At 67.6% G+C, this 12,448-nt stretch carries 9 protein-coding genes; all 9 read right to left on the bottom strand.

What is annotated here, in order from left to right; all coding sequences use genetic code 11:
• Nucleotides 1-7 precede the first annotated feature (7 nt).
• Nucleotides 8-1,453 (bottom strand): mannose-1-phosphate guanylyltransferase/mannose-6-phosphate isomerase, encoded by a 1,446-nt coding sequence (locus ACTJJX_RS11770; protein ID WP_003092113.1) that lies wholly within the window; start codon nt 1,451-1,453, stop codon nt 8-10.
• 196 nt (nt 1,454-1,649) lie between these two features.
• Entirely contained in the window at nt 1,650-2,300 is a 651-nt protein-coding gene (algF, locus tag ACTJJX_RS11765; protein ID WP_016852581.1) for an alginate O-acetyltransferase AlgF, read from the bottom strand.
• Between the two features lie 72 nt (nt 2,301-2,372).
• Nucleotides 2,373-3,548, bottom strand: a complete 1,176-nt coding sequence (gene algJ, locus ACTJJX_RS11760) for an alginate O-acetyltransferase (protein WP_003092111.1) — start codon at nt 3,546-3,548, stop codon at nt 2,373-2,375.
• Between the two features lie 14 nt (nt 3,549-3,562).
• The gene (locus ACTJJX_RS11755) at nt 3,563-5,125 is read right to left on the bottom strand and encodes an MBOAT family O-acyltransferase (protein WP_003110467.1); all 1,563 of its coding nucleotides are present in this window, start codon (nt 5,123-5,125) and stop codon (nt 3,563-3,565) included.
• Between the two features lie 229 nt (nt 5,126-5,354).
• Nucleotides 5,355-6,458: an alginate biosynthesis protein AlgL gene (algL, locus tag ACTJJX_RS11750; RefSeq protein WP_003453578.1), complete on the bottom strand. Its 1,104-nt coding sequence runs from the start codon at nt 6,456-6,458 to the stop codon at nt 5,355-5,357.
• Between the two features lie 3 nt (nt 6,459-6,461).
• The gene (algX, locus tag ACTJJX_RS11745; RefSeq protein ID WP_003092107.1) at nt 6,462-7,886 is read right to left on the bottom strand and encodes an alginate biosynthesis protein AlgX; all 1,425 of its coding nucleotides are present in this window, start codon (nt 7,884-7,886) and stop codon (nt 6,462-6,464) included.
• Between the two features lie 12 nt (nt 7,887-7,898).
• Entirely contained in the window at nt 7,899-9,530 is a 1,632-nt protein-coding gene (gene algG / locus ACTJJX_RS11740) for a mannuronan 5-epimerase AlgG (protein ID WP_003453577.1), read from the bottom strand.
• Nucleotides 9,531-9,550: 20 nt separating this feature from the next.
• Nucleotides 9,551-11,023 carry an outer membrane porin AlgE gene (gene algE / locus ACTJJX_RS11735; RefSeq protein ID WP_003092105.1) on the bottom strand — a complete coding sequence of 491 codons (1,473 nt, stop codon included), beginning with the start codon at nt 11,021-11,023 and terminating at the stop codon, nt 9,551-9,553.
• Nucleotides 11,020-12,447, bottom strand: a complete 1,428-nt coding sequence (gene algK / locus ACTJJX_RS11730; protein WP_003112887.1) for an alginate biosynthesis TPR repeat lipoprotein AlgK — start codon at nt 12,445-12,447, stop codon at nt 11,020-11,022. The genes algE and algK overlap by 4 nt, the downstream gene beginning before the upstream one ends.
• Nucleotide 12,448 lies beyond the last annotated feature (1 nt).

Raw genomic sequence — 12,448 nt, 5'->3', positions numbered from 1 at the left:
CGACGCTTCAGCGGCTGCCGGCGACCACTTGCAGGGCCGGTTCTGCGGTGCGCCCGTAGACGTCTTCCAGGCGCTCGATGTCGTCCTCGCCGAGGTAGCTGCCGGACTGCACCTCGATGATCTCCAGCGGGATCTTGCCGGGGTTGGCCAGGCGGTGCACGGAGGCGATCGGGATGTAGGTCGACTGGTTCTCGGTGAGCAGGAAGGTCTTGTCGTCGCAGGTCACCTGGGCGGTCCCGGAAACCACGATCCAGTGCTCGGCGCGGTGGTGGTGCATCTGCAGCGAGAGGCGCGCGCCGGGCTTCACGGTGATGTGCTTGACCTGGAAGCGGCCGCCCATGTCCACCGAGTCGTAGGAGCCCCACGGGCGGTAGACCTCGCAGTGGTTCTGGGTCTCGCTACGGCCCTGGGCGTCGAGGTCCTTGACCACGTGCTTGACGTCCTGCACCCGGTCCTTGTGGGCGATCATCATGGCGTCCTTGGTTTCCACCACCACGATGTCCTCCAGGCCGATCACCGAGACCAGCTTGCCGTTGCCGTGCACCAGGCAGTTGTGGCTGTCGTGGACCAGCACGTCGCCCTTGGTGACGTTGCCGTTGGCGTCCTTGGCGTGCACGTCCCAGATCGACGACCAGCTGCCGACATCGTTCCAGCCGGCGGACAGCGGCACCACGCAGGCGCGTGAGGTCTTCTCCATCACCGCGTAGTCGATGGAGTTGTCCGGGCAGCATTCGAAGGTGGCGGCGTCGATGTTCACCAGGTCGCCGTCGTGCTGGCTGCGCTCCAGGGCCAGCAGGCAGGTGTCGTAGATGTCGGCGTCGTGCTTCTTCAGTTCTTCCAGGTAGCGGCTGGCGCGGAACAGGAACATGCCGCTGTTCCAGTAGTAGCCGCCGGCGGCGACGAACTCGCGGGCGCGGGCTTCGTCGGGCTTCTCGACGAAGCTCTGCACCCGGCTGACGCCTTCCGGCAGTTGCGCATCGGCGCTCGCGCGGATGTAGCCGTAGCCGGTCTCGGGGCGGCTGGCGGGAATGCCGAAGAGCACCATCTCGCCCTTTTCGGCGGCGTTGGTGGCCAGCGCCAGGGCCTGCTGGAAGGCGCGCTGGTCCTCGATCACGTGGTCGGCGGGAAGGATCAGCAGCAGTTCGTCGCGGCCCTCGGCGACCAGTTTCATCGCGGCGATGGCCACCGCCGGCGCCGTGTTGCGGCCGAAGGGTTCGAGGAGGATCGCCTGGCTCGCCAGGTTCTGTGCCTCCAGCTGTTCCTGGACGATGAAGCGGTGCTCCTTGTTGCACACCAGCAGCGGTGCCTGCATGCCGTCGAAGGCCAGGCGCTTGATGGTCTGCTGGAACAGGGTGTCGTCGCCGGTGAGGGCGAGGAACTGCTTGGGGTACTGCTTGCGGGAAAGAGGCCAGAGTCGCGAGCCGCTGCCACCGGAAAGGATTACTGGGATCATGTTGTTTCTCCTTGAAGCGATGCGTCTGTCTAGGGATCCCGCCGCGCGGCGGGATATCTCGTTACCGGGCTCCACGGAGCCCCGGGTGACCTCTCCAGTGCGCTCCTTCTGCGGGAGCGCTGACGGTTGGTGCGCCGGTGTCGGGCCGGTCTTGTTGTGTGGAATGCCGGGAGGGGCGAGCCTCTCCCGGTCGGTCTCAGTCCGCCTTCACCGGGCGCTTGACCCAGACCGGCGCGAGCTTGCCGCCGCTGCCGGTGACGTACAGGCAGACCACCTCGCCGCGGGCCAGGGTGACTGGCTTCAGGTCGCTGACCTTCTTGCTGCCGTCGAACAGCGCCAGGTTCACCTTCACCGGGTTGATCTCGCGGTCGCCGTGGCTTTGCGGGCCGACGTCCTTGACCACGTCGGTCTTGCCGTCGGCGGTCTTCAGGGTCAGCTTCGAGCCGCTGAGGTTCTGCACCCGTACCAGCGCCTTCTGCTTGTTCTTGAACGGCGGCTCGGCCACCAGCTGCGGCTTGCCGCCGGGCTGGCTGACCAGGGTGTAGTAGCTGTCCGGGTCGAGCTTGACCGGCAGGCTCTGCTGGCCGACCTGGGCGGTGTAGCTGCCGGGGGGGAGGAACTTGAAGTCGCTGGAACCGAGCGGCGCGACGTCGTTCAGGCTGGTGCTGCCGACCGACACGTCGAGTTCGCTGTTGCCGGCGTTGTAGGCGCGGACGAAGGCCGAGCCCTTGGGTGCCTGGGGCCCGTACAGGGCGCCCTCGTCGGCCTGCGCGGCGAATGCGGCGACGCCGAGGGAAAGTGCGCAGGCCAGGCGGTTCCAGGTGTGGCGGCGGGTCATCGGGTTCATGGGTATTCCTCCGTTGCTTCTTCTTCAGCGGGGCGCTCGGCCCCGTGGGTAAACAGCCTTGGCTGTGTTCGTTCAATCGTTGCGGCTGGCGGCCAGGCGCTCATCGCGGCCGCCGCTGGCCTTCAGCTGGGCGACCCAGTCGGCGTCGAACTGGCTGAGGTCGCTGGCCATCGGCAGGTAGCGCTCGGGAAACTCCCAGACCAGCAGTTGCGGCGGGTCCTTGCGGAAGCCTTCGTCCTGCAGCAGTTCCAGCATCGGTTCGAGGGGGCCCTTGCCTTCCTTCGCGTAATTGATCAGGTCGGCGGACAGCGCCTGTTTCAGCGCGCCCTCGAAGTTCCACCTGGGGTTGGCGCTGTAGCTGGTGCCGACCAGCGCCAGGCGCGGTTGCTGGCTATCGCCGAAGAGGTCGTCGCCCGCGCCGGACTGCTGGCCGCCCGGCAGTGCCGGCGCGGCTTCGGTGGTGCGTTGCTGCAACTGCTCCGGACGCGGCAGCAGTTCGTCGAACAGCGGGTCCAGCGGCAGGAAGCTGAGCAGGTCGCCCTTGTGCGTGCGTTCTTCGCCGACGCGGGTGACGAAGTTCTGCGCCGGCACATCCAGCAGGTGCGTCTCGCGGATCTCCGCGCCGAGGCGCTGGGCCACGGTTTCCGCGCCGAGCGGCGACCAGTGGGTGTCGGTGCGCAGGAACACCGCGCCGTTGTCCTTGGCCTGGCGCAGGCTGCCGAGCAGGTCGGGACTGTCGATGCCGGCGGCGCGGGCGCGGGCCAGGAAGTCCTGGTAGAGGCTGTCGTGCAGCGCGGCCGGCTGCTCGCGGCCGATGTGCTCGGGATACAGGCGGGCCTTGGCCGGGATCACCGCGAGCACCAGCTTGACGCCGCGCCGGTTCAGCTCCCGCTGCACGCCGCGTACCAGTGCCCAGTTGTCTTCCAGTTGCTGGCCGCTCGGTGCCGGCTTGAACTCTTCGTCGGTGAACAGCCAGCCGTCCTTGCCGATCACCACGCCGGGGCGGCCTTCGTGGAACAGCGTGTAGTCGAGTGCGGCCCAGAGGTTGGTGCCCAGGCGCTTGATCGGGAATTCCTTGTCGTAGTGGGCTTCGAAGGCGTGCGCCAGCTTGCCGTTGAGCAGTGGCGTATCGGCCGCGGCGGAGAAGCCCGGCACGCTCTTCAGCGACCATCCGGCGAGCCCCAGCAGCAGCCCGCCGAAGGCGGCGATATAGGCGTATTGCAGGGGGCGGGAAATGCTCTGTGTCATGGCGTGGGCCTCGCTCAGAACTGGAAGTAGAGGAATGGCGAGTAGCTCTGCGCGGAGAGCTTCAGCACCGAGGCGGCGAACAGCAGGAGCAGCGCCAGGCGGGTGGCCAGGACGGGCAACTGGCTGAGCCAGCTCGGCTGGTAGACCAGCGCGCCGCTCGGCGAGTAGGCGATCGCCGCCGGGTCGCCGGCGGCCTCGCGCGGGGCGCGCGGCTGGGCACTGGCCGGGCCGTCGGCGGCCACTTCGTCGCTGTTCGCCGCGGCCTTGGGCGCCTTGGTCTGCAATGGCTGGTTGTAGAACTGGCGCAGGCCGAAGAACGCCAGCACCAGGTAGGCCAGGACCAGGGTGCCGACCTGCAGGCCGGTGAGGCTGGCGCGGTTCAGTTCGGAGAGCTGCCAGGTGCCGAAGCTGAACATGGCTTCGTACATGCGCCAGGCGACCTGCAGGTTCTCGGCGCGGAAGATCACCCAGCCGATCACCACCAGGAGGAAGGTGAACGCCCACTTCAAAGGGTTGAGCACGCGCGGCGCGGCGTTCACTCCGAGGGCCCGCTCGATCGCCAGCCACATGCCGTGCCAGGCGCCCCAGATGATGTAGGTGAAGTTGGCGCCGTGCCACAGGCCGCCGAGGAGCATGGTCAGGAACAGGTTGCGGTAGGTCTGGAAGGTGCTGCCGCGGTTGCCGCCCAGGCTGATGTAGAGGTAGTCGCGCAGCCAGGTCGACAGGCTGATGTGCCAGCGCCGCCAGAACTCGGTGATCGACTGGCTGATGTAGGGCTGGTTGAAGTTCTCCATGAAGCGGAAGCCCATCATCAGGCCGAGGCCGATGGCCATGTCGCTGTAGCCGGAGAAGTCGAAGTAGAGCTGCGCGGTGTAGGCCAGGGCGCCGAGCCAGGCGTCGCCGGTGGTCGGGTTCTGCAGGGCGAAGCAGTGGTCGGCGAGGGCGGCCAGGGTGTCGGCGATGAACACCTTCTTGACGAAGCCCTGCATGAAGCGGGTGCAGCCTTCGGCGAACTTGTCGACGGTGTGGGTGCGGTGGTTGAACTGGTCGACCAGGTCCTTGAAGCGCAGCACCGGGCCGGCGATCAGGTGCGGGAAGATCGCGACGAAGGCGGCGAAGTCGATCAGGTTGTGGGTCGCCGGGGTATCGCCGCGGTAGACGTCGATGATGTAGCTGATCGACTCGAAGGTGTAGAAGGAGATGCCGATCGGCAGCAGGATGTGGGTCAGCACGAACGGCTGCATGCCGAACGAGGTGATGATCTCGTTGAGGCTGTCGACGCCGAAGTTGGCGTACTTGAAGTACCCGAGCACGCAGAGGTCGACCACCACGCCGAGGATCAGCCAGCGTTGCGCGGCCCTGGTGCGTACGCCGGCGGCGCCGATGCGCAGGCCGATCCAGTAGTTGAAGACGGTGACCCCGGCGAACAGCAGGAGGAAGTCCACCCGCCACCAGGCGTAGAACACGTAGCTGGCGATCAGCAGCAGCAGGTTCCGGTAACGTTCGCCGCTCAGGTAGTACAGGCCGAGAAAGACCGGCAGGAACAGGAACAGGAACACGTTTGAAGAAAAGACCATGCCGTCTCTCTCTCTAGAGCGTCAACCATTCAGGTCGGCCCTGCCTTTCCGCGCCCTGGAGCGCTCGAGGAAAGGCGGGACGACCCGCCGTTTTCCTCCCCGTGGTGTTGCCTAAGGTGTTGCGCCCGCCCGCGTCTGTCGCGCATGGGTCGGGGTGTGGCGCCTGGTCGGCGAGCGGGGTAGAGGGGCGCGTGGCCCCCGGCCTGTGCGCCCGCTTCCCGCCACGCCCTCAACTTCCCCCTTCGCGGCTGAACACCCGCGTCACTTCGCCGCCGAGGCGGAAACTGTTGAACGGCTCGCGGTCCTTCTTCGCCTCGAGCATCTTCGGCTCGCAGCGGTAGAGGGCGCAGTAGGGCTCCAGCCAGGCGTACTTGTTGTCGACCTTGAGGTCGGTCATGTCCTGGTCCTCGCCGGTCTTCTCCTCGAAGGTTTCCTCGTCGTCGACTCCCTTCATCACCCGCTCGGCCAGGCGCTGCAGGGCGCCGTGGTTCTCCTGGCGCAGGTCGACGCCGTTGACCTGGGCGAACGCGGCGATCATCGCCAGCGGTGGCAGCGCATAGTTGTGGTAGGCGAGGGCGCGCTGGCGGCGCTTGAGTTCGTTGGGCAGGAAGCCCTGCTCGTCGACCTGGTTGGCGGCGACCTTGAACTCGCTCACCGCCCAGTCGAAGAGGTCGCGGCGGTTGGTCACCACCGCGGTGGACATCACCGACCAGGCCGCCCAGTAGGAATGGTTGTTGATCTTCTTCAGCGGCAGGCCGCTCCAGTCGCGGACTACCTGGGTGCCGAGCCGGGCGAACCAGTCCTCGATTTCCCGGCTCTGCTCGGCGTGGGCCGCGAGCGGCCGCGAGCTGGAGAACTTCAGGCGCATGTAGGCGCCGGAGAGGCTGCCCAGCGCCCATTTGCGCATGGACTTGCCGGTGTGGTTGAAGTCGTCGCTCTGCAAGGCGCCGGCGCGGGCCCAGGCGCTCATCCAGTTCAGTGCGCAGGCCAGGTCGCCGTCGCGGCCGCTGCGCATGTACTGGGTGACCAGCTTGGTGGCGCCGCGCTCCATGTCGGTGATGTCCTTGATCTGCGAGCGGAAGGTCTTCTCCGCCTTGACGTTGAGGGTCGCCCGCGCCGAATCGGAGCCTTCGTACTTGCTGGTGAAGACCAGGCTGCCGGTATACGGCGGCGGCACCGCGGGGCAGCTGCCGGCGTTGCCCTTGCGCTCGCCGACCGCCGCGTAGTAGCCGGGCGGGGGTACCAGGTCGGCGGCCTGGCTGACCTGGCTGGCGAGCAATGCCGCGGCGAGGGCACCGGGCAGGGCGATACGGATCAGGTGGGACGTTTTCATCGTTTACCTCCCGGCCACCGACTGGCTGGCCTTGGCGGGCGCCGCCTGGCAGATGCTGGCCTGGACCTCCAGGCCCTGGGGCATGTCCTCCGGCGCTTCGATTTCCAGGGAAAGGAACTGCTGGTCGGCCCAGTCGCTGTCGTTGCGCAGCTGGAAGACGTAGCGGCCGCCGGTATCGACGGCTTTCGACTGCTCGATCTTCAACTGCTCGCGGCGGCCGTTCATGTACCAGATGGTGTTCTTCAACTCGTGTACCGAAGGGTCGCTGTAGGTCACGTCGGCGACGTAGCTGCCGCTACGGATCGGTAGCGCGGCGCTGTTCAGCAGCACCTCGTTGCGGCCCTGGCGCAGCTTGACCTTGCGGCTGAGTACGGTCTTCCGGCCGGAGCAGCCGTTGTCCACCAGCGGCATGGCCTGGCGGTAGAAGCTCTTCTGCGCCATGTCGTAGTGGGTGGCGAATTCCCAGATGAGGATCTTCGGCGGGTTCTTGTGGAATTCCTCGCTGGTCATGTACGCCAGCAGCGAACTGTCGAAGCCGCCGCCGGACACCGCGTTGTTGAGGATGTCGGCGCCGCTGAACTCCTCCAGGAAGCCGGCGAAGTTGTAGGCCGGGCCGCTGTTGGAGGTGCCGACCAGGGCGATCTGCGGGTTGCCGCCGTCGCCGAACAGGTCGCCGCTGTCGCTGGCGCCCACCGGCTCGGTCTCGAAGCGGTCGACGTACTGGGTGGCGTAGCTGTTGCCGCAGAGTTGCGCGGCGGCCTTGTGGAAGGTGCCGAGCTTGGACAGCAGGCCGACGCGCTTGCTTTCGAACTGCTTCTTCGGGATCTCCTCGAAGCCGGGCACCTGCTTCAGCGTCTCGGCCACGATCTTCGCGCTGCGCCGGGCGCCATGGGGAGTCCAGTGGTGGTCGCCCTTGAAGTAGTAGGCGTGCTCCTCCTTCTCGTCGAACAGCGGCGAGAAGTCCGGGGTCCAGATGCCGGCCTGGCGGAAGCGGGCGATGGTCGCCAGGTAGTTCTTCTTCGCCAGCTCGTAGTCGAAGCCGGCCTTTTCCGCCGGGCTGAGCTTCTCGCGGTTCACCAGGCCGCGGGTCGGCTGGTAGACCACCACCAGCTCGATGCCCTTGCGCTTGAGTTCGTCGCGCAGTGCGCGGAGTTCGCGCCAGCCTTCGGCGCTGGTGCCGAAGTCGGTACGCAGGTCGTAGGTGGTGCGGAACAGCCAGTCGTCCTGGGCCTGCACCAGGTGGGTGAAGAAGCCCAGGTACTTGGTGTTGTAGCGCGAGTCGTCGGCGGCGGCCGGGCACAGGTTGCCGGCCGGCAGCGCCTGGTAGCTCGGCGCCGCGCCGGGGTCGGCGGCCAGGGCTGCCTGGGCCAGGCAGAGGCCGGCGGCCAGGGCGCTCAGGCGGAACAGTCGGGAAGTGCGGGTTTTCATGCGTCTGGGTCCTCAGTCCTGGAGTTCGGCCTGGCTTTCCACGGGGTCGATCAGCACCGCCTTGTCCTGGCGCACCAGCAGGTCGAGGATCTGGTCCTGCTTCTCGCCGAGAACGCCGGGCAGGCTGATGCCGGAGGATTTGGTCGGGGCGAGCATCGCCACCCGGTACAGTTCGAGGCTCAGCGGCGAATCCACCGAGAGCGGGCCGGAGCCGTTGCCGGCGAGCTTGCCGCCGACCACGATCAGCGAGACCTTGGTGTCGAATGGGTCGAGGGCGATGTTGCGGTCGGTGTTGGTGAGGTCCTTGATGTGGCCGTACACGCCGATCAGCTGGTTGCCCGCCGCGAGGTTCTCGTAGAGGCGGATGTTCACGCTGTTGCGCACGCGGATGCCGTGGCGGCGGTTGGCCAGGACCTGGTTGCCCCAGAGCAGGTTGTCGCCGCTCTCGTAGAGGGTGATACCGTCGGAATGGTTGCGATAGACCTCGTTGTAGGCCACCAGGTTGCCCTCGCTGTTACGGTCGAGGACGATCCCGGAAAGCTTGTTCTCGTAGCTGCGGTTGTTGAAGATGAAGCTGTCGTTGACTTCCCGCGAGACGATGATGCCGTGCTTCTTCCTGGTCCCGTGGACGGTGTTGTCGGCGATGATCAGGCGGTGCGAACGGTCGTGCGGGTCGATGCCGTAGACGATGTTGTCGCGGTAGGTGTTGCCCTTCACCACCAGGTCGTCGGCCTCGTAGCAATAGAAGCCGTACCAGCTGTCGACGATGGTCGAGTCGATCACCCAGCCCTTGGGGCGCGGGCGCTTCATCTGCTTGTCCATGCCCGGGCTGTACTGCGAGATGGAGATGCCGTAGGCCTTGGAGGCGTTGTAGCCGAAGCTGGTGAAGGTGCTGTTGCTCAGGTACACCTCGGCGCCGCCCCAGGAGATCAGGAACGGACGGAACTCGTTGGGCGTCTTGAACCAGGCCGGCTCCTTCTTCGATTCGCTCCAGCCGGTGACCTTGCTGTCGCGGACGAACAGCATGCCGTCGTTGACCAGGAACGCGCCGCGCTCCTGGGACAGGCGCAGTTCCTTGACCTGCTTGTCGATGTCGAGGGTCGCGCCCTGGCTGACCACGATCGGCAGGCGGGCGACGAACACCCCCGGCTCGACCTGTTCCAGCGCGCTGGCGGGAAGCTTGCCGGCGAGCTGGGCGAGGTTCACGTAGCCGCCTTCGATGAAGATCGCCTGGGGCATCTGGCGCTGGCGCTTGACCCATTCGGCGAGGCGGTTGCTGCCACCGGTGAACTCCTTCAGCGGCTGCTGCTGGACCATGCGCTGCACGCTGGCGTGGCCACCCGGCTTGCGCACGATCTTGGCTTCCACCGCGGCGGCGGTGTAGCCGGAGAGGTCGGGCAGTTTCGGCGGGTCCAGGTGCAACGGTTCGGCCGGCGCGGTGGTCACCGTGTAGTTGCCGGTTTCCTTCAGGCCCTGGGTCAGGCCCGGCTCGTTGCCGGCCTGCGCCGGGACCGGCTGCGGTTTCTCCACCGGCTGCGCCGCCCACGCCTGGCCGTGCAGCAGCACCGCGCCGAGCACTGCCGCGGCCAGCGGGCGCAGGCGCGGGAGCCGGCGGCGGGGGATCGAAAGGGAAATGTCGGGCATGTCCGGTTTCCTCGCGGGGCTCAGAAGCGCCAGATGAAGTCGACGAAGGCGCGGTGCATGGTCGAGTCGGTGCCCGGCCCGTAGGCGTCGCCCGGCTTGAACAGGCCGCCGCGGAAGCGGATCAGCGCCGAGGGCTCGTCGACGTACTGGCTCATCGAGGCCGGCAGCAGGCCTTGCTTGAAGTACTTGGTCACCACCAGGTCGAGTTCCTGGCCGATGTCCTTCTCGCCCGGTTGCAGGGCGGCGTTGATGCCGCTGGTACCGATGTCGGAGTCGTCGTCGACGCGCCAGAACTTGTGGTAGACCAGGCTCGCGTCGTAGTCCTCGCGCAGTTGCCAGGAGCCGAACAGGGTGGCTGCCTGGAGGTTGCTCAGTTCGCCGCGGAAGGCTTCGCCGAAGCGGTGCACGCGCGAGCGGGTGCCGGTGAAGTTGGAGCGATTGCTCTCCAGCCCGGTCTGCTGGAACTGCTCCTCGCCGTCCTTGCCACCGCCGCTGCCGCGGGCGTAGCCGACGCCGGCCTTCCATTGCTCGTCGATGTTCCAGCGCAGGCCGAGGTCGACGCCGAAGGCATTGACGTCGCCGCTCTGCTTGCCGGTGGCGATGCGCCGGTCGTCGACCGTGGTGGTGGTCAGGTTGTCGCGGTCGCCGGTCAGCCAGGTGGCGCTGGCCCAGTAGTTCAGCGGCATGCTCGAACGATAGTTGTAGGCATCGCCGGTAGCCTCGATGCCGAGCCAGGTGAGCTGGCCGGTATAGGTCTTGTCGAGGTTGTCGACTTCCTCGCCGGGGCGGCGCAGGTGGCCGCTGTCGTCGGCGTGGTGGATGCGCACGCCGATGCGGTGGTGCGGCGCCCACTGGGTGGAAATGTCGCCGAACACATGGGTGCGGTCCTTGTCCTCCGGAGCCAGTTCGTCGAGGTCGGTGCGGTATTCGCTGAAACGCTGGGCGACCCCGGCGTGGGCGTTGAGCAGGGTGGTCTCGAAGCTCCAGTTCAGCGCCTCGATGTTGGTGTCCTGCCACTGGCCGCTGTCTTCCCGCAGGCGCTGGCGGCCGAAGCGCAGGTGCTCGCCGGGGTAGGCGGTGAGGCCGGCGTAGTCGACCCAGAATTCGCGTGCGGCGAGGTAGCTCTTGTCCGGCTCGCGACCGTCGTTGCGGCTGTTGTTGCCGTCGTCGGTGTCCGATTGCAGGGTGTCGGTCTCGATGGTGTCGGTGGCGGCCACCGCCTGGCCCATGAAGTAGGCGCTCCAGTCGCCCCACTGGCCGAAGGCCCAGGGCCGCAGGTCGATACCGATGTCGTTGAGGGTGCCGCCGGGAGCGGTGCCGAGGTCGCGATCGTTTTCCGATTCGCCGGTGATCTTCACGTCCAGGCCGAAGTTCTTCGGCGCCTCGCCGCTGTTGGCGGCGAACGCCGGCGCGCCGAGCAGCAGGGCGATGGCCAGGGACAGGGCGCGCGGCGCGAAGGACGGCCGCGGGTTGACGGAACGGGAGCTGTTCATAGGCTTTCTGGCTCTTCTTCGTTGATCGGCGAGTCCTGGCTCTGCAGCAGGCTGACGGTGGCCTGCCAGTTGTTGCCGCGGCTCTGTTGTTCGCGCTTGAGCAATTGCTGCGCCTGGCTGCGTTCGGCCGGCGGCAGTTGCGCTTCGATCTGCCCGAGCAGGTCGCTGGCCTGCGGTACCTGCTGCTGCACGGCGAGCTGGCCGAAGACGTAGGCGTTGACCCGGTTCGGCTGGATGCCGCGGCCCTGCGACCAGAGCTGGGCCAGGGCCATGTCGGCGCTGGCCTGGCCGGCGCGGGCGGCGAGGATCAGGTGGTCGACGGCCTTCTGCGGATAGACCTTGCCGAGGAAGCCGCGGCGGTAGATCTGCCCCAGGTAGTAGTTGGCCTGGGGTTCGCTGGCGGCGGCCTTGAGCAGGTGCCGCTCGGCCTTGCGCGGGTCCTGCGGCGCCCACTTGCCGTCGTAGTAGAGGCGCCCGAGGAGCAGTTCGGCGCGTGGCTGGGCGGCGTCCTGGGCGTTCTTCAGGTAGCCGAGCATCTTTTCCAGGTCGCCCTGGTCGGGATAGTCGTAGAGCAGCTTGGCCAGGCTGACCCAGGCCGCGGGGTAGCTCGGCGCGATCTCTTCCAGCAGCGCCTGGGCGGTCTGCGGGTCGGGCTGGCCGAGTTCGCCGTCGGCGAGCACCCCGGCCACCGAGTCGACCCGCTCGCCGGGCACCCGGCCGGCCTTGTAGGCGGCGCGCAGCTGTTCGAGCAGGACCTTCTGCTTTTCCGCGTTGCCCTGCATCTGGTAGACCGTGGCCAGTTCGTACCAGCACACGTCCATGCGCCGCAGCCAGCGCTGGCAGACCTGCTCGATCTCGCCCAGGTGCTGGGCGTAGGTGCCCTGGGTGCGGTAGAGGATGATCTGCGCCAGGTCGGCCTGCGGCAGTCCGCGCGCGCGCCACTGGTCGATGCGCTGCTGCGGGTCGATTTCCGGCCAGGACTGCGGGTACTGCAGGTAGAGCACGATGAGCGGCACCAGGGCACTGTCCTCGCCCTGTTCGAAGGCCTGGCTGAGCAGGCGCTCGGCCTCGCGGTGCTCGGCGTCGCTGGCGCCGGGCTTGGCCGCCAGCCACTTGCCAAGGCGCGCGCGGGCCCGCGGCGAGGTCTGCGCGGCCTCGCGGTAGAGCTTTTCGGCCTTGGCCTGCTGGGCGCTGTCGCCGCTGGCGACCTGCATGTCGGCGAGGCCGACCTGGGCGTCGGCGTAACCCATCGCGGCCAGGGCCTGGTAGTTGCTCTGGGCGGTGGCGAGGTCGCCGCGCTCCAGGGCCTCCTGGGCCAGGCGCTGGTCGGGCAGCCCGGCGCAGCCGGCGGCCAGGGCGATGGCCGAGGCCAGCAGCAGGTGCCGGGACGCCAGGGGCAGGGGAGGGAGGATGGGCATCTTCATG

This window comes from Pseudomonas sp. 22490, assembly GCF_052044465.1.
In the GTDB taxonomy this organism is placed as follows: Bacteria; Pseudomonadota; Gammaproteobacteria; order Pseudomonadales; family Pseudomonadaceae; genus Pseudomonas; species Pseudomonas aeruginosa.
This window is presented reverse-complemented; position numbering and strand designations above follow the sequence as displayed.

Coding starts and splice junctions, on each gene's coding strand:
- algK (WP_003112887.1), bottom strand. CDS start 12,447: ATGAAGATGCCCATCCTCCCTCCCCTGCCCCTGGCGTCCCGGCACCTG.
- ACTJJX_RS11770 (WP_003092113.1), bottom strand. CDS start 1,453: ATGATCCCAGTAATCCTTTCCGGTGGCAGCGGCTCGCGACTCTGGCCT.
- algF (WP_016852581.1), bottom strand. CDS start 2,300: ATGAACCCGATGACCCGCCGCCACACCTGGAACCGCCTGGCCTGCGCA.
- algX (WP_003092107.1), bottom strand. CDS start 7,886: ATGAAAACCCGCACTTCCCGACTGTTCCGCCTGAGCGCCCTGGCCGCC.
- ACTJJX_RS11755 (WP_003110467.1), bottom strand. CDS start 5,125: ATGGTCTTTTCTTCAAACGTGTTCCTGTTCCTGTTCCTGCCGGTCTTT.
- algL (WP_003453578.1), bottom strand. CDS start 6,458: ATGAAAACGTCCCACCTGATCCGTATCGCCCTGCCCGGTGCCCTCGCC.
- algE (WP_003092105.1), bottom strand. CDS start 11,023: ATGAACAGCTCCCGTTCCGTCAACCCGCGGCCGTCCTTCGCGCCGCGC.
- algG (WP_003453577.1), bottom strand. CDS start 9,530: ATGCCCGACATTTCCCTTTCGATCCCCCGCCGCCGGCTCCCGCGCCTG.
- algJ (WP_003092111.1), bottom strand. CDS start 3,548: ATGACACAGAGCATTTCCCGCCCCCTGCAATACGCCTATATCGCCGCC.